The 14794-nt window shown below is 73.0% G+C and carries 14 protein-coding genes and 1 pseudogene; 5 read left to right on the forward strand and 10 right to left on the reverse strand.

Translation table 11 applies throughout. The features are described from left to right. Positions 1 to 78: 78 nt before the first annotated feature. The gene (locus QSK37_RS23485) at positions 79 to 1002 is read left to right on the forward strand and encodes an alpha/beta fold hydrolase (RefSeq protein WP_432705590.1); all 924 of its coding nucleotides are present in this window, start codon (positions 79 to 81) and stop codon (positions 1000 to 1002) included. A 173-nt stretch (positions 1003 to 1175) separates the two neighbouring features. On the opposite strand, the gene menC is transcribed toward QSK37_RS23485, so the two are convergent. Together menC and QSK37_RS23495 are read right to left on the reverse strand one after the other, a co-directional pair. Beyond that, positions 1176 to 2282, reverse strand: a complete 1107-nt coding sequence (gene menC, locus QSK37_RS23490) for an o-succinylbenzoate synthase (protein ID WP_285583392.1) — start codon at positions 2280 to 2282, stop codon at positions 1176 to 1178. After that, on the reverse strand, positions 2283 to 3032 hold the full coding sequence (locus QSK37_RS23495) for a hypothetical protein (protein ID WP_285624856.1): 750 nt from the start codon (positions 3030 to 3032) through the stop codon (positions 2283 to 2285). 90 nt (positions 3033 to 3122) lie between these two features. Between QSK37_RS23495 and QSK37_RS23500 the strand changes: the two genes are divergently transcribed. Then, positions 3123 to 4250, forward strand: coding sequence for a M20/M25/M40 family metallo-hydrolase (locus tag QSK37_RS23500; RefSeq protein WP_285624858.1), 1128 nt, complete (start codon positions 3123 to 3125; stop codon positions 4248 to 4250). 12 nt (positions 4251 to 4262) lie between these two features. Here the strand turns inward: QSK37_RS23500 and yczR are convergent, their stop codons facing one another. After that, positions 4263 to 5681: a MocR-like transcription factor YczR gene (gene yczR, locus QSK37_RS23505; protein ID WP_285624860.1), complete on the reverse strand. Its 1419-nt coding sequence runs from the start codon at positions 5679 to 5681 to the stop codon at positions 4263 to 4265. An 86-nt stretch (positions 5682 to 5767) separates the two neighbouring features. On the opposite strand from yczR, the pseudogene yczE reads away from it, so the two are divergent. Next, positions 5768 to 6334: pseudogene (yczE, locus tag QSK37_RS23510) on the forward strand (membrane protein YczE); the annotation flags it as partial. A gap of 23 nt (positions 6335 to 6357) precedes the next feature. On the opposite strand, the gene QSK37_RS23515 reads toward yczE, so the two are convergent. Next, the gene (locus tag QSK37_RS23515; protein WP_285624867.1) at positions 6358 to 7845 is read right to left on the reverse strand and encodes an MFS transporter; all 1488 of its coding nucleotides are present in this window, start codon (positions 7843 to 7845) and stop codon (positions 6358 to 6360) included. A 192-nt stretch (positions 7846 to 8037) separates the two neighbouring features. Here QSK37_RS23515 and QSK37_RS23520 point away from each other — a divergent pair, with 192 nt between their 5' ends. After that, the gene (locus QSK37_RS23520) at positions 8038 to 9846 is read left to right on the forward strand and encodes a glycoside hydrolase family 15 protein (RefSeq protein WP_285624869.1); all 1809 of its coding nucleotides are present in this window, start codon (positions 8038 to 8040) and stop codon (positions 9844 to 9846) included. A 40-nt stretch (positions 9847 to 9886) separates the two neighbouring features. Here the strand turns inward: QSK37_RS23520 and QSK37_RS23525 are convergent, their stop codons facing one another. After that, on the reverse strand, positions 9887 to 10273 hold the full coding sequence (locus QSK37_RS23525) for a winged helix-turn-helix transcriptional regulator (protein WP_285624873.1): 387 nt from the start codon (positions 10271 to 10273) through the stop codon (positions 9887 to 9889). Positions 10274 to 10366: 93 nt separating this feature from the next. On the opposite strand from QSK37_RS23525, the gene QSK37_RS23530 reads away from it, so the two are divergent. Beyond that, positions 10367 to 10744, forward strand: coding sequence for a hypothetical protein (locus QSK37_RS23530; protein ID WP_285624875.1), 378 nt, complete (start codon positions 10367 to 10369; stop codon positions 10742 to 10744). 39 nt (positions 10745 to 10783) lie between these two features. Here QSK37_RS23530 and trxA read toward each other — a convergent pair whose 3' ends face one another. The 5 genes from trxA to QSK37_RS23555 all read right to left on the reverse strand — a co-directional run bounded on the left by trxA (position 10784) and on the right by QSK37_RS23555 (position 14774). Beyond that, positions 10784 to 11098, reverse strand: a complete 315-nt coding sequence (trxA, locus tag QSK37_RS23535) for a thioredoxin (RefSeq protein ID WP_285624878.1) — start codon at positions 11096 to 11098, stop codon at positions 10784 to 10786. Between the two features lie 84 nt (positions 11099 to 11182). Then, entirely contained in the window at positions 11183 to 12043 is an 861-nt protein-coding gene (locus tag QSK37_RS23540) for a hypothetical protein (RefSeq protein ID WP_285583406.1), read from the reverse strand. Beyond that, positions 12040 to 12984 carry a S66 peptidase family protein gene (locus QSK37_RS23545; protein WP_285624879.1) on the reverse strand — a complete coding sequence of 315 codons (945 nt, stop codon included), beginning with the start codon at positions 12982 to 12984 and terminating at the stop codon, positions 12040 to 12042. Before QSK37_RS23545 ends, QSK37_RS23540 begins: the two co-directional genes overlap by 4 nt. A 91-nt stretch (positions 12985 to 13075) precedes the next feature. After that, positions 13076 to 13459 carry an SIR2 family NAD-dependent protein deacylase gene (locus QSK37_RS23550; protein WP_285624881.1) on the reverse strand — a complete coding sequence of 128 codons (384 nt, stop codon included), beginning with the start codon at positions 13457 to 13459 and terminating at the stop codon, positions 13076 to 13078. 79 nt (positions 13460 to 13538) lie between these two features. Continuing rightward, positions 13539 to 14774, reverse strand: coding sequence for an amino acid deaminase (locus QSK37_RS23555; RefSeq protein WP_285624884.1), 1236 nt, complete (start codon positions 14772 to 14774; stop codon positions 13539 to 13541). Positions 14775 to 14794 lie beyond the last annotated feature (20 nt).

Genomic DNA, 14794 nt, shown 5'->3' on the forward strand with positions numbered 1-14794 from the left:
ATTGGACGCCGTGTCCAATGAGCGGAAGCGAACGAGCGAGCGGAGTGGGCGGTGAGGGACGAGCCGCCCGCGGAGCGAGTGAGGAGCGGACGCGACCAAGGGACACGTGCCGATGCTCAGGCCGCGGAGCACTCGCGGCGGATCCAGGGGGACGGCGTCGATCTGGCCGTCCACGAACGTGGCCGGGGTCCTGCGGTCCTCCTCGTGCACGGCTTTCCGGACACCCACGCGGTCTGGGACGGGGTCGCCGAGCGGCTGGCGGCACGGTTCCGGGTGATCACCTATGACGTACGCGGCGCGGGCGCCTCGTCGCGGCCCCGGCAGCGCGACGCGTACCGGTTCGAGCACCTCGTCGCGGACATGCGGGCGGTGCTCGACGCGGTGAGCCCGGGCGCGCCCGTGCACCTGGCCGGCCACGACTGGGGGGCGATCCAGTCGTGGGAGGCGGTCTGCGCGATGCCGGAGCGGTTCGCCTCGTTCACCTCGATCTCGGGCCCGTGCCTCGACCACGCCGCGCGCTGGATGCGCGCGGGCCTGCGCCGGCCCTCAGGCGTACGGGCGGTCGCCCGGCAGCTCGCGCACTCGTGGTACATCGCCGCGTTCCAGACCCCGGTCGTGCCGGAGCTGGTCTGGCGGCACATGCTCGCCCGCCGCTGGGCGAGCCTGCTCGAACGCACCGAGGGCGTGGCGGTCCGCACGCACCCGGCGCCGACGCTCGCCGAGGACGCCGCCGCCGGGGTGAACCTCTACCGCGCCAACATGCTCGGCCGCCGCCGCGCCCCGGGTGAGCGGCGTACGACCGTGCCGACCCAGGTCGTGGTCGCGACGGGGGACGCGTTCGTGACTCCGGCGCTGGCCGCCGAGGCCGCCCGCCCGTTCGCCGAGCGGCTCCAGGTGCGCCCGGTCCGCGCTCCGCACTGGGTGCCGCTGACCCAGCCCGGCGAGATCGCCCGCCTGATCGCCGAGCACATCGCCCAGGCCGGCACGAGTGCCGCGCGCTGACCGGGTTGCTTGCGGAGCGGCACGCTGGACACCTCGCACAAGAACGCCCGGTCCGGGTCGTACTGACCGCTTCGCGCTCGGCACCGTTCCGGCACGGTCACGCGCACCCGGCCGGTCTGCCCGTACCCCGCGGTCGCGCGCCACGCCGGCACGCGCCGGGCAGGGGGCCGGGCTCAGACGGTCAGGGTCGCCGAGGCGAGACGGCGGACGAGCGGCTCGTCGATCTCGTGGCCCAGGCCGGGCGTCTCCGGCACCGGCACCCGTCCCTCCGTCGCGCGAATCGGGGGTTCCACCACGTCGTGGGCGTAGTACTTGTCCGAGCCGGACACGTCGCTGGGCAGCGTGAACCCGGGCAGCGCGGCGATCGCCACGTTGGCCGCACGGCCCACGCCGAACTCGTGCATGCCCCCGCACCACACGCGCCAGCCCGCCTCGACGGCGCGGTCGTGCGCGATGCCCGCCACGGTCAGGCCGCCCATCCGCGAGACCTTGATGTTGAGGACGCGTCCCGCGCCGAGCTCCAGTGCCGTGTCGAGCTGGTCCAGGTCGTCCACGGACTCGTCGAGACAGACCGGCGTCTCCAGACGCGCCTGGAGACGGGCGTGCGCGGCCAGGGCGCCCGGCGCGTACGGTTGCTCGATCATGGTCAGGCCGAAGCGGTCGAGCGCGGTGAAGACCTCGGACTGGTCCTCGCCGTAGGCGCCGTTGGCGTCCACGTGCAGCGGCAGGCCGGGATGGGCCGCACGCACGGCGCGCACGGGCTCGACGTCCCAGCCGGGCGCGATCTTGAGCTTGATCCGGCGGTAGCCCTCCGCGGCGTACCGGCCCACCTGGACGAGCAGATCGTCGATCGTCGGTTCGATGCCCAGGCTCACGCCCGCCTCGATGGCCCGGCGGTCGCCGCCGAGCGCGCGGGCGAGCGGCGTGCCGGCCGCCCGCGACCACAGGTCCCAGCAGGCGATGTCCAGGCCGGCCTTGGCGAAGTGGTGGCCGCGGACCCGCTTCCAGAGCGCGCGGACCTGGGCCGGGTGGTCCCAGTCGGCGCCGCGCAGGGCCGGCGCGAGGTACCGCTGGAGCGTCAGCCAGCAGATGTCTACTGTCTCCGAGCAGTAGTACGGGTCGCTGGGCGAGGCGATCTCGCCCCAGCCGACGGCGCCGTCCGCGTCGGCGACGCGGACGAGGATGTGCTCGAGGTGGGTCTTGCGGTGGGAACTCGTCTGGAAGGCGTGGACGAGCGGCAGGCTCAGCCGGAACGCCTCGACCGTGGTCACGCGCGGCACTCAGCTCTCCTCGCGGCTCGGGCGGAAACGGTAGACGGCCGTGTGACCGTCGCAGACACTGCAGGAGATCGCCTGCAGCCCCTCCCCGGTCAGCCGGGTCAGGGCGTCGGCGACGTCGTCCCGCAGGTGGTGCGCCGCGGCCCGGTCGCGGGCGACCAGGCCGTCCCAGTCGCGCGGCATGCCGACCAGCACGTCACCGCCGGCCTCCCGGCGGGTCTCGCCCCAGCCGACGTGCGGCGGGCGCGGCAGGTCACGCGAGGCGTCCGCCAGCAGGTCCCACTCGACGATCAGCCGATCGGTGCGCATGCCGGGATCGCGGCCGGAGTCCTCGACGCCGTACAGGTCGCGGGTGAACCAGCGGCCCGTGGCGCCGAGCACGTCGAAGTTGAAATGGGCGTTGTGCGTGCGGACCGGGTCGAAGGCCCAGCGCATGACGGTCACACCGGTGGACAGGACGTAGTCCCGCTGGCTGAACTTGAGCGTACGGCCGATGCCCCGGCCCTGCCAGCCGGGCAGCACCGCCGCGACCTGCGAGTAGTGGTAGACCGTCGTGGTGTCCGAGCCGAGGAAGCCGTACGTGAAGCCGACGAGGTCCTCCCCGGCGAAGGCGCCGATCACCGAGCCGGCGTTGCGCGAGAGCGCGGCGAGCAGCCGTGGGCTGACCGCCGGGTCGGTGGCGGACAGTGCGAACGCGGTGCGGTAGACCTCCACGCCCGCGCGCATCTCGGCGGCGGTGGTGAGAGGTCGCACGGTGATCGGCGGGGAGAGTGTCAAAATCTTCTCTTCTACGGCAAATGACGATCAGTACGGCGATTTCACGGCAAGTTTAGTATCAAATCCATGGACAACGACCTGGCGCGACGCCTGACCGCGGCGGCGACCGACCTGCTCCCCTTCGGCCGGGAACGGCTGCGCGCGTACGCGCTCGCCGAGTCGCCGTCCGGTGACGCCGAGGCGCTCGCCCGGTGCGCCGACCTGATCGAGGCCGGGCAGCGGGAGGCGGGCGGCCGCGTCTACCGCGACGACGGCCACCTCGTCACCGACTTCGGCCCGCAGGACGGCCCGCATCTGCTCCTGGTCGGCCACTACGACACGGTCTGGCCGGTCGGGCGGCTGGCGACCATGCCGTACACCGACGACGGGGCGACCATCGCCGGGCCGGGCACCCTGGACATGAAGAGCGGCCTGGTCGCGGTGGAGATGGCGATGCGCGCGCTGGAGACGGCGGGCGCGGCGCCGGCGCGGCGGGTGCGCCTGGTCACCGTCTCCGACGAGGAGGTGGGCAGCCCGCGCGGCCGCACGGTGGTGGAACGCCATCTCGACGGGGCGGTGGCCGTGCTCGGCCTGGAGTCGCCGCACCCGGACGGCGCGCTGAAGAGCGCGCGCCGCGGGAGCACCCGTGTCCTGCTGAGCGTTCGCGGGCGTGAGGCGCACGCGGCGCTCGACCCCGACAAGGGGATCTCCGCCATCGACGAGCTGCTGGACCAAGTGGCGGCGGCGCGCGCGGCGGTGCCCGACGACGGCACGACGCTGTTCAACGTCGGGCGGATCGAGGGCGGCAGCCGGGCCAACGTCGTCGCCGGGAGCGCCTCGGCCGAGATCGGGCTCCGGTTCGCCTCCACCGAGGCCGAGCGTCGGGTGCTCGACGCGCTGACCGGAGCCCGGGCGCGCCGGCCGGGCGCCGTCGTGACGGCCACGGTGCTGTCGAGCCGCCCGACCTGGCCCGAACGCGACGAGAACCCGCTGCTGGAGAGCGTCACGCGGATCGGGGCGGCGCTGGGTCAGCGGATCACCGGCCGCCCGGCGGCGGGCGCGGGCGACACGAACCTGCCGGGCTCGCTCGGCCTGCCCACGCTCGACGGCTTCGGCCCGCGCGGCCGGGGCGCCCACGCGGAGGACGAGTCGATCGCGGTGCCCGCGCTCGCCGAACGCGCGGCCCTGCTCGCCGCGATCATCGCCGGGCTGTAGCCGCGACGCGTTCTACACGTAGGCGGGCCGGGGCGGCTGGGCGACGGCCGCGCCGCTCCGGGCGGCGGCCAGGCGGGTGACGGCCTCACGCAGCTCCTGCGGCGGCAGGACGTACGGCACGCGCAGGTGGTCGTCCAGGATCCCGTCCACCCCGAAGGCGGTGCCCGGGACGATGTGCAGGCCGTGGGGCGCGGCCGCCGCGGCGAGGGCCGTGCTCGAGATGCCCGGCAGCCGGACCCACAGCGACAGGCCGCCCGGCGGGACGGTGAACGCCCAATCCGGCAGTTCCTCGCGCAGCGCGGCGACCAGGGCCTCACGCCGCTCCCGCAGAACCGCGCGGCGGGCCGCGACGATCGGCTCGACGCGGCCGAGCAGCTCGGTGACGATGAGCTGTTCGAGCACGGGGCTGGCCAGGTCGACGGCGTCGCGCGCCTCGGCGAGCCGCCGCACCAGCGCCTGCCCGGCGCGGATCCAGCCGATCCGCAGGCCGCCCCACATCAGCTTGGACACCGAACCGATGCTGATCACGCGGCCGTCGGTGTCGTGCGCGGCGAGCGGCCTCGGGCGTGGCACGTCGTCGACGGCGAGTTCGGTGAAGGTCTCGTCGCTCACCACGTACGCGCCCGTGGCGCGGGCGGTGGCCACGAGCGCCGCGCGGTCGTCGTCGCCCATGAGGCGGCCGGTGGGGTTCTGGAAGTCGGGGATCAGGTACGCCAGCCGGGCCGCGCCCTGCCGCATGCCGCCGGCGATCAGCTCCAGGTCCCAGCCCGCGTTGACGCCGGCGGGCACGAGCCGGGCACGGGCGAGGCGGAGCGCGTCGAGCGCGTGCGGATACGTCGGCGACTCGACGAGGACGGCGTCGCCGGGCCGTACGAAGGTCTGCAGCACCAGATACAGGGCGTGCTGCCCGCCGGTGGTCACGAGGATCTGCTCGGGCAGGGTCGGGACCCCGCGCGCGGTGTACCGCTCGGCGATCGCCCGGCGCAGGACGGCCAGGCCCAGCGGCTCGTACCCGGGTCCGCCGGTGTGGCGTGGCAGTTCCGCGACGGCGGCGGCGACGCACTCGTCGAAGCCGGGCGGCGCGGCGGGCGCCACGCAGGCGAGGTCGATGAGCGTGCGGTCCTCGGCGAACGCGTGACGGGCGGACGGGGGCGTGCCGTTCGGCAGCGCGGTCCAGCTCCCGGCGCCCTGGCGGCTCTCGACGTACCCGTCCGCGCGCAGCGCGTCGTAGGCCGAGGTGACCGTCGTGCGGCTCACGCCGAGGGCGGCGGCCAGGTCGCGCTCGGCGGGCAGCCGCGTGCGCAGCGGCAGGCGGCCGTCGAGCACGAGGCCGCGCAGCGCGGCGGCGATCGCGGCGTAGTACGGCCGCTCCGGGGGCGGTCCGCCGAGGAGCCGCGCGAGGTTGGCCGCGTTGATGGACCTGGTCGACATAAGGCCACTTTTCCTGATTGGCCCTTATCTTTCAAGCCACTCTTCTGTCGTAATGGCCTCGGCGGCACCGACGAAGGGGAACCCACGTGCTCATCCGCAGATTGGCCCAGCTGTACGTCGGATTGGCCCTGTACGGCCTCGGCATCGCCCTGCAGGTCGCCTCGCGGCTGGGCAACGACCCCTGGGACACGCTCCACCAGGGCCTCGCGCGTCAGACCGGCCTGTCGATCGGCACCTGGATCATCATCGCCGGCGCGCTGGTCATGCTGCTGTGGATCCCGCTACGGCAGCGTCCCGGGCTCGGCACGGTCAGCAACGTCGTCCTCATCGGCGTGTTCGCCGACCTGTTCCTCTGGCTGCTGCCCGACCCGCACGGCCTTCCGCTGCGCTCGGCGTACCTGGTCGCGGCCATCCTCGTCGGCGGCTTCGCGACCGGCTGCTACATCGGGGCGGGCCTGGGTCCGGGCCCGCGCGACGGGCTGATGACCGGTCTCGCGGCGCGCGGCCACTCCGTACGGGTCGTGCGCACCGGCATCGAGGTGAGCGTACTGGTGCTCGGCTGGGCCCTCGGCGGCACCGTCGGGGCAGGCACGCTGCTGTACGCCGTGGCGATCGGCCCGCTCACCCAGCTCTTCCTGCCACGGCTGACGGTCGGGCGATCCCCCGCGGCGGCGACTCAGCCGCCGGGATCGAGCCGGTCGTCGAGACGGTCGCTCGGGCGGCGTACCGACGACAGGGGCGCGGCGACGTCCTCCAGCGAGGCGCGCTCGGCCCGTACGCCCCAGAACGCCGCCACCACCCCGGCGGCGCCCATCACCCCGGAGGCGACCAGGTAGGCGACGAACAGGCGGGTCCGGTCCGGATGCGCCTGCTCGCCGATCAGCGAGCCGAGGATCGCCGGGCCGAACGAGCCGAACACCTGGGCGATCGCGAAGAACAGGGCGATCGCCTGGGCGCGCAGCTCCATCGGGAAGATCTCGCTGACCGTCAGATAGCCCGAGCTGGCCGCCGCCGACGCGATGAAGAAGATCACCGACCACATCACGGTCTGGGTGAAGGCGGTCAGCAGGCCGCGTTCGAACAGGTAACCGCTGACGGCCATCAGCGCGCCCGAGACGAGGTACGTGCCGGAGATCATCTGCCGGCGGCCGATCGTGTCGAACAGCCGGCCGATGAGCAGCGGACCCAGCAGGTTGCCCACGGCGAACGCGAAGAAGTACTTGGGCACGTCGTGGTCGGCGACGCCGTAGAAGTGCTTGAGCACCAGCCCGTACGTGAAGAAGATCGCGTTGTAGAGGAGGGACTGGCTGATCATCAGGGTCGCGCCGAGCACCGAGCGCTTGGGGTAGTCGCGGAACAGCGTCCGCGCCACCAGCGTGAATGGCACCTGCTCGCGCGCCCGCACCTCGATGTAGCGGCTCTCGTCGACCGGGGGCAGCCGCACCCCGGACGCCGCGACCTCGCGTTCGATCCCCGCCAGCGTACGCTCCGCCTCGCGGGCGCGGCCGTGCATGAGCTGCCAGCGCGGGCTCTCCGGCAGCGTGCGGCGCAGGCCCCAGATGGCGACGCCGATCAGCGGTCCGATGAGGAACCCGATGCGCCAGCCGACGTCCGGCGGCAGCAGGCGGGGGTTGAGCAGCACGTACTCGCCGAGCGAGGCGAGGATCGCGCCGAACCAGTAGGTGCCGCTGACGGCGAGGTCGACCCGGCCGCGGTACCGCGCGGGGATGAGCTCGTCGATCGCGGAGTGGATCGCGGCGTACTCCCCGCCGATCCCGGCCCCGGCCGCGAACCGGAAGACCAGGAAGATCGAGTAACCGAAGGACAGCGCGGTCAGGGCGTTGGCGGCCAGGTAGAGCCCGAGCGTGACGATGAACAGCCGGCGCCGGCCGAGCCGGTCCGAGATCCGGCCGAAGACCAGCGCGCCCAGCACCTCGCCGAGCAGGAAGACCGTCCCGGCGAAGCCGACCTCGCCCGAGCTCAGCCGAAGGGTGTCCGCACGCTGGAGCACCGGCCCGACGATGCTGGCGATCTGCACCTCGAGCCCGTCCAGGATCCACGCGACGCCGAGCGCGGCGATCATCCGGGTGTGGAACCGCGACCAGGGCAGCCGGTCGATCCGGGCGGGCACCAGGCTGCGCACGGTCTCGTCGGTCCTGCCCATTCCGCCGCCCCCGATCCGGTGCCGTTCCGGCCTGCGACGAGGCGATCCACCAGAACGGCGACGGTCTGATTACTTACCGTCATCGACATAGGTAAACAGCCGGTCAGGTCGGCAGATTCGCCGGGTACGGGGCGCGGCGCCGCGTTACCGTACGCACTGGGTCGATATCAGCCACGACAAGGGGGAATCGCATTGTCTGCGCCCATCGAGGACTATGCGCTCATCGGTGATCTGTTCAGCTGTGCTCTCGTAGGGCTGGACGGTTCGATCGACTGGCTGTGCCTTCCCCGGCTCGACTCGCCCGCCTGCTTCGCCGGCCTGCTCGGCGACCCCGGCAACGGCCGCTGGCAGATCGCGCCGGTGGCCGGCGGCAAGGCGACCCGGCGGCGGTACCGGGGCGACACGCTCATCCTCGAGACCGAGTGGGAGACTCCGGAGGGCACCGTCCGCGTCGTCGACTTCATGCCCGAGCGCGGTGAGGCGGCGGACGTCGTTCGCATCATCGAGGGCGTCTCCGGGCGGGTGCCGATGCGGCTGGACCTGCGCATCCGATTCGACTACGGCCGGGCCATCCCGTGGATGCGGCGGATCGGCGACCACCTCGCCGGCATCGCCGGCCCCGACTCGGTGTGGCTGCGCAGCCCGGTCGAGCTGGAGGGCCGCGACTTCGCCCACCGCGCGACGTTCGTCGTCTGCGAGGGCGACTCGCTGCCGTTCGTGTTCACGTGGCATCCCTCGCATCTGCCGGCCCCGCGCGACGTCGACCCGTACGAGGCACTCGCCGGCACCGAACGCTTCTGGACCGAGTGGGCCGCGCAGTGCACCTACTCCGGCCCCTACCGCGACGCCGTCGTCCGCTCGCTCGCCACGCTGAAGGCGCTGACGTACGAACCGACCGGCGGCATCGTCGCGGCGGCCACGACCTCCCTGCCCGAGGCGGTCGGCGGTGTGCGCAACTGGGACTACCGCTTCTGCTGGCTGCGCGACGCCACGATGACCCTCGAAGCGCTGCTGCGCAGCGGCTACCGCGACGAGGCCAAGGCCTGGCGGTCGTGGCTGATGCGCGCGGTCGCCGGCAGCGCCGAGGACCTGCAGATCATGTACGGCGTGGCCGGCGAGCGCCGGCTGGAGGAGTACGAGCTGGACTGGCTGGCGGGCTATGAGAACTCCCGTCCGGTCCGCGTCGGCAACTCCGCGGCCAAACAGCTCCAGCTCGACGTCTACGGCGAGGTCGCCGACTCGCTGTTCCTCGCCCTCAACAGCGGCATCCAGCAGGAACGGCACGCCTGGTCGCTGCAGAGCTCGATGATGGGTTTCGTCGAGCGGCACTGGAGCGACCCGGACGAGGGGCTGTGGGAGGTCCGCGGGCCACGGCGGCACTTCGTCCACTCCAAGGTCATGACGTGGGTGGCGGTGGACCGCGCGGTCCGCATGGTGGAGAACTTCGACCGGCGCGGCCCGGTCGAGCGGTGGCGCGCGCTGCGCGACGAGATCCACCGTGAGGTCTGCGCGAAGGGCTTCGACGCCGAACGTGGCACGTTCACCCAGTCGTACGGCTCACGCGAGCTGGACGCGGCGCTGCTGCTCATCCCTCGCGTCGGCTTCCTGCCCCCGAACGACCCCCGGGTCATCGGCACGGTGGAGGCGGTGCAGCGCGAACTGACCAGCGACGGGTTCGTCCAGCGGTACGCCACGGGCGACGACGAGCACGGCGTCGACGGCCTGCCCGGCCGCGAGGGCGCGTTCCTCGCGTGCAGCTTCTGGCTGGCGGGCGCGCTGCAGCAGATCGGCCGCGCCAAGGAGGCGCGGGACCTGTTCGAGCGGCTGCTGGACCTGCGCAACGACGTGGGCCTGCTCGCCGAGGAGTACGACCCGCGGCTGAAGCGCCAGGTCGGCAACTTCCCGCAGGCGTTCAGCCACGTGCCCCTGGTCCTGACCGCCTACGACCTCGAAGGCCACGACGGCCTGCGCGGCGCCCGCCACGCCGCCGCCCGGCCCTAGCCAGGAGCCTTGTCGCACGCGCCCCGGCCCGGCCGCCCTCTCAGACGGTCGGCCGGGCGGCGTCGAACCGGCGGCGGGCCTCCTCTATGTGGGTCATGTGCCGCCGGGTCCAGCCGCACATGCCGTTGACCATGGCGCGCAGCGCCTGGCCGGGCCCGGTGAGGACGTAGTCCACGCGTGGCGGCACCGTCGGGTGGACGGTTCGCTCGACCAGGCCGTCGCGTTCGAGGACCCGCAGGGTCCGCGTCAGCATCTTGTGGCTGATGCCGCCCACCTCGGCGTGCAGTTCGCCGAAGCGGAGGGTCCGCTCCCCGAGCACGTTGATGATCAGCAACGCCCACTTGTTGGCGACGTCGGCGAAGATCTCGCGTGCCAGGGAGTCGGCGCGGGTCAGGTCACCGTCGTCCGGCGATCGGGTGATGCTCACCTTGGGGTGCCTCTCTCACTGAAAAGTGCGTTCTTGCACCTCACAGCCTACTTTCCTACGGTTCCCCAGTAACCGAAGGAGAGTGATGCGGCGATGACCGTCCTGAAGACCTACGCCCGCCTGTGGGCGGACGAGACCGACCAGGTTCTGCCCCTGCTCCGCGACCTCACCGGCGCGGAACCGGACCTGCGCTTCGCCTTCGACGGTGTCGAGCTCACCGCCGTCGGCGACTTCCTCCTCATCGCCGGACCGCCGCGCGAGCGGGCCCGGTACGCCCACGCGACCGCGACCGCGATCGTCCGTGACCTCGACGAGGTGACCGCCGCGCTCCGGCGGGCCGGGGCGCGGATCACCACGCCGGAGTCCACCAGCGCCACCGGGCGGTTCCTCTACGCCCGCCATCCCGGCGGCGCGGAGATCGAGTACGTCGAGTGGGTGCCCGAACTCGTGGAGCGCGTCATCGGGCCGTGAGCTCCCGCGACGGCGGCACGTCGCGGGCGGCCGGCGCGGTCAGAGGTGGGGTTCCAGGTCGGCGAGCAGGGCCCGCTTGGATCGGGCGCCCACGATCTGGTGGACGACCTCGCCGTCGCGGTAGAGGTTCAGCGTGGGGAAGCCGAGCACCCCGTACCTGCGCGCGATCTCCGGGTGGTCGTCGCCGTTGATCTTGGCGACGGTGAGACGGTCGCCGTACTCCGCCTCCACCTGCTCGAGGATCGGCGCGATCATCCGGCACGGCGGGCACCACTCGGCCCAGAAGTCGACCAGCACGGGCCGGTCGCCGTGGAGTACCTGCGCGTCGAAGTCGTCGGTCGTCAGTTCGATCATCGTCTCTCCCCTTGATCCGTATGGCCGCCACCGACGCTAGGCCGTGACACCGGCGTCAAGGTCAAGCCCCGGGGCGGCGGCGGATCAGGGAAGGGAGGCGACGAACCGCATGAACTCGTGCGGCAGCTCGGCCCGCCCGGTGTTCGCCCGCTCCAGCAGCGTGAGCGTGCCGCGGCGCCACCAGAACAGCTCCGGCGTCAGGGAGCCGGGCCCGTCCTCGTGGGCGTCGCCGGCGAAGGCGCGCAGGCGCTCGGCACTGATCAGCGCGGTGTCCTTGCGGATCGTGCACGCGGCGATCGTGCTGCGGGTGGGTGCGACGGCGAGCGCGCCGTAGGGGCCGGGGTCGAGGTAGGACTCCAGCCACACCAGGTGCGTCGCGGCGTAGAACGTCGAGCCCTCCAGCACGCGGATGCCGGTGTCGTCGATGACGTCGCACTCGAGCGGGCCGTCGGCGCGGACGCCGTCGCGGCCGACCGCGAACAGCTCATCGGCGGTCACCGGCCAGCCGACCACGTCGTCGGTGACGACCGTACGCACGGTCGTGGGCGTGTCGGCGACGATCGCCTCGATCAGGCCGGGCGCGAACGGCCGGGAGATCAGCCGGCCGGTGCGGGCCTCGGCCGGGTAGATGCGCGAGCGCAGCAGCCCGCGTACGAGCGCGAAGTCGCTGAGGTCCAGTGGTTCTTCGATCGCGGTGATGATCGTGCCGACGTGGTCGGCGACCAACGCCGGCCAGTCGTCGCGCGGCACCTGCCGGGCGAGCTGCCGCAGGTTGCGCATGCCGATGTGCAGCCGCTGCGGGCCGTCGAGGAGCATCACGTCACCGGGAACCGCACGGCAGCCGTAACCGTGACTCTCGGCGACCAGCACCACGAGCGAGTCGAGAGCGGGGTCGGAGCCGGCGGCCGTGGTGGACCTGCGGTCGCGCCTCTCGAAGGTGGTCACGGTGTCTCCTCGCCAGGGTGGGAAGGCCCCTCCGCGCCGCCGCCCGTGCCGGGGCCGAGCACCCGCGCGTCCGCGTCGAGCTCCACGTCGGCGCCGAGCCGGATCGTACGCTGCCCGGGACCGTGGCCGACCGGGACGCCCGCCAGGATCGGCACGCCGATCGGCACGAGGCGGTCGGCGAAGACCGCCTCGAGGTCGCCGCAGCCGATCCAGGTGCCGAGCACGATGCCGGCGACGCCCTCGAACCAGCCCGCCTGAAGGAGCTGGGTCAGCATGCGATCGACGCGGTACGGCGCCTCGTTGACGTCTTCGATGAACGCGATGCGGCCCGTGGCCGGCTCCGGGGCGTGCGGAGTGCCGAGCAATGACGTGAGCAGCGCCAGGTTGCCGCCCGTCAGCGTTCCCCGCGCCCGGCCGCCGCGCAGGGTGCCAGTGCCGCGCACCGTGATGTCCGTTCCGAACAGAGCCTCGCGCAGGTACGCGATCGTCTCCGGCTCGCCGTCGGCGAGGGTGGAGACGACCATCGGCCCGAAGGACGTCGGCACGCCGAGGCGCTGGGCGAAGGCGATGTGCAGGGCGGTGATGTCGCTGGAGCCGTGGAAGAGCTTGGGCGCCGCGCGGGCCATCGTCTCCCAGTCGAGATGGTCGAGCACGCGGGCCGCGCCGTAGCCGCCGCGTGCGCAGAACACCGCAGAGATCGCCGGGTCGCACCATGCCGCCTGCAGGTCGGCGGCGCGTTCGTCGTCGGATCCGGCGAGGTAGGCGAGGCCGGACGGGGCGCGGTCGAGCGCGTGCTTGCCGACCATCACTTCGAGACCGAACGAGCGCAGCACGGCGCAGCCGCGCTCGAGCCGCTCCGGCTCAGCGGGATAGCTCGGAGCGACCACGGCGACCCTGTCCCCCGCCCGTAGTGAGGGTGGTCCGCCCCCGAGGTCACCCATGTAACTCTCCTTGTTATGTGGTCGGTCAGAGCATGACACCAGTGCACCCCGAAGCGGAAGAGGTCATAAACCACACGCTTGGAATTCGTCGTCAACAAGTATCTGACACGAGTGTCGGCAGGACTGTGCTGATCGGCTCGCGTACGATGGCGTCGGCGAGACGGTCGTACGGCGTCTCCTGCGCGTTGATGATGACGAGCCGCGCGCCGCGCTCGACCGCCTCCACGCAGAGCCCGGCCGCCGGCTGCACGCCGAGCGAGGAGCCGATCGCCAGAAAGAGGTCGCACCCGCGCGCCGCCCGCTCCGCCGCGGCGAAGACGTCCGGCTCCAGCGCCTGCCCGATCGCGGCCGCCTGCGGGTCCTTGGTCCACACGCCCTGCGGACCTCGGAAGTCGGGAATGCCGCTCTCCGTGCTGATGCCCGCCCCGGTGAGCACGGTGACCGCGCCCGCGTTCCGGAGCCATTCGCCGATCATGATCAAGAGCCTATGCCGTGTCCGGTACCGGACATTCACCCGCGGGTCCGCGCAACGGGGAGCCTCCCGTACGAGCCGGTCAGAACCAGGTGCGGACCAGGTCGACCACCGTGTCGCCGGCCACGACCGGAAGCAACTGCCACTTGTCGAACACCGTGCACGGGTGGGAAGCCCCGCAGTCGACCCAGTCGCCCACCTCGACCGTGGTGCCGGACCCGAGCCGCAGGAACGCGTGCTGGTCGTTGAGCGCGGTCACCCGGCTCCCGGTCGCGGGCGAGCGGGAGCCGTCGGCGTGGCGTACGGTGTGCGGCTCCGGCAGGCCCTGGTCGAACGAGATGTCGCGGCGGCCGAGCGTGAGCAGCGCGAGGCCGGGTTCGGGACGGGAGGTCACCTGCGCCCACGCGTGCAGCGCCGGTCTGAACGGCGTGTCCCCGGCCCGGCGAAGTGGTGAGACGTCGCGGTAGAAGCCGTCGTCGTGGGTGATGTAGGCGCCGCTGCGAAGCACGGTGCGGGCGCCGTCGAACACGTCCGCGACCTGGTCGAAGTAGGCGCTGCCGCCCGCGCTGAGAATGGCGTCGTCGGGCAGGTCGAGCCGGCCGGCCAGGTCGCGCAGGTCCCGCAGGTAGCGGTCGACCGTCGCGAGGCTCTCCGGCGTGGCACCGTGCGCGATCGCACCCTCGTACCCGGCCACCCCGGCGAGCCGGAGCCCGTCCGCACCCCGGACCGCGCGGGCCACCTCCTCGGCCGTGGCGACGTCGCGTACACCGGCGCGCCCGTCCGGCGCCCCGAGCTCGACCAGCACGTCCACCGGCCGCGGCACCCCGCGCAGCGCCGCCGCCATGATCTCGACGCCGCGCACCGAGTCGGCGAAGCAGTACAGCGCGAACTCCGGGTCGCGCGCGAGCTCACCGGCGACCCAGCGCAGCCCGGCCGGGTCGACGAGCTGGTTGGCGACCACGACCCGCCGGACACCGAACGCCCGCGCCACGCGAAGCTGGGCGAAGTTGGCGACGGTGATCCCCCACGCGCCGTGCTCGAGCTGCCGCGCGAACAGCTGCGGGGCCATCGTGGTCTTGCCGTGCGGCGCCAGCAGTACGCCGCGCCGCTCGCACCAGTCGCGCATGGTCGCCAGGTTGTGCTCCAGCGCGGCGGCGTCGAGCACGACGAGGGGCGGATGGAAGCCGCCGTCGAACAGATCCCGCCGCTCGGCCGCGAGCTCCGCCACCGTCATCCCGGCGGCGTCGGCGGGCATGCCCTTGAACCGCCAGTCGATCCGTTCCTCGCCCAACCGCCGCAGCGCGCCGGCATCCACCACGGTCCACCACCCATCACCCG

Source organism: Actinoallomurus iriomotensis (genome assembly GCF_030269445.1).
In the GTDB taxonomy this organism is placed as follows: domain Bacteria; phylum Actinomycetota; class Actinomycetes; order Streptosporangiales; family Streptosporangiaceae; genus Actinoallomurus; species Actinoallomurus iriomotensis.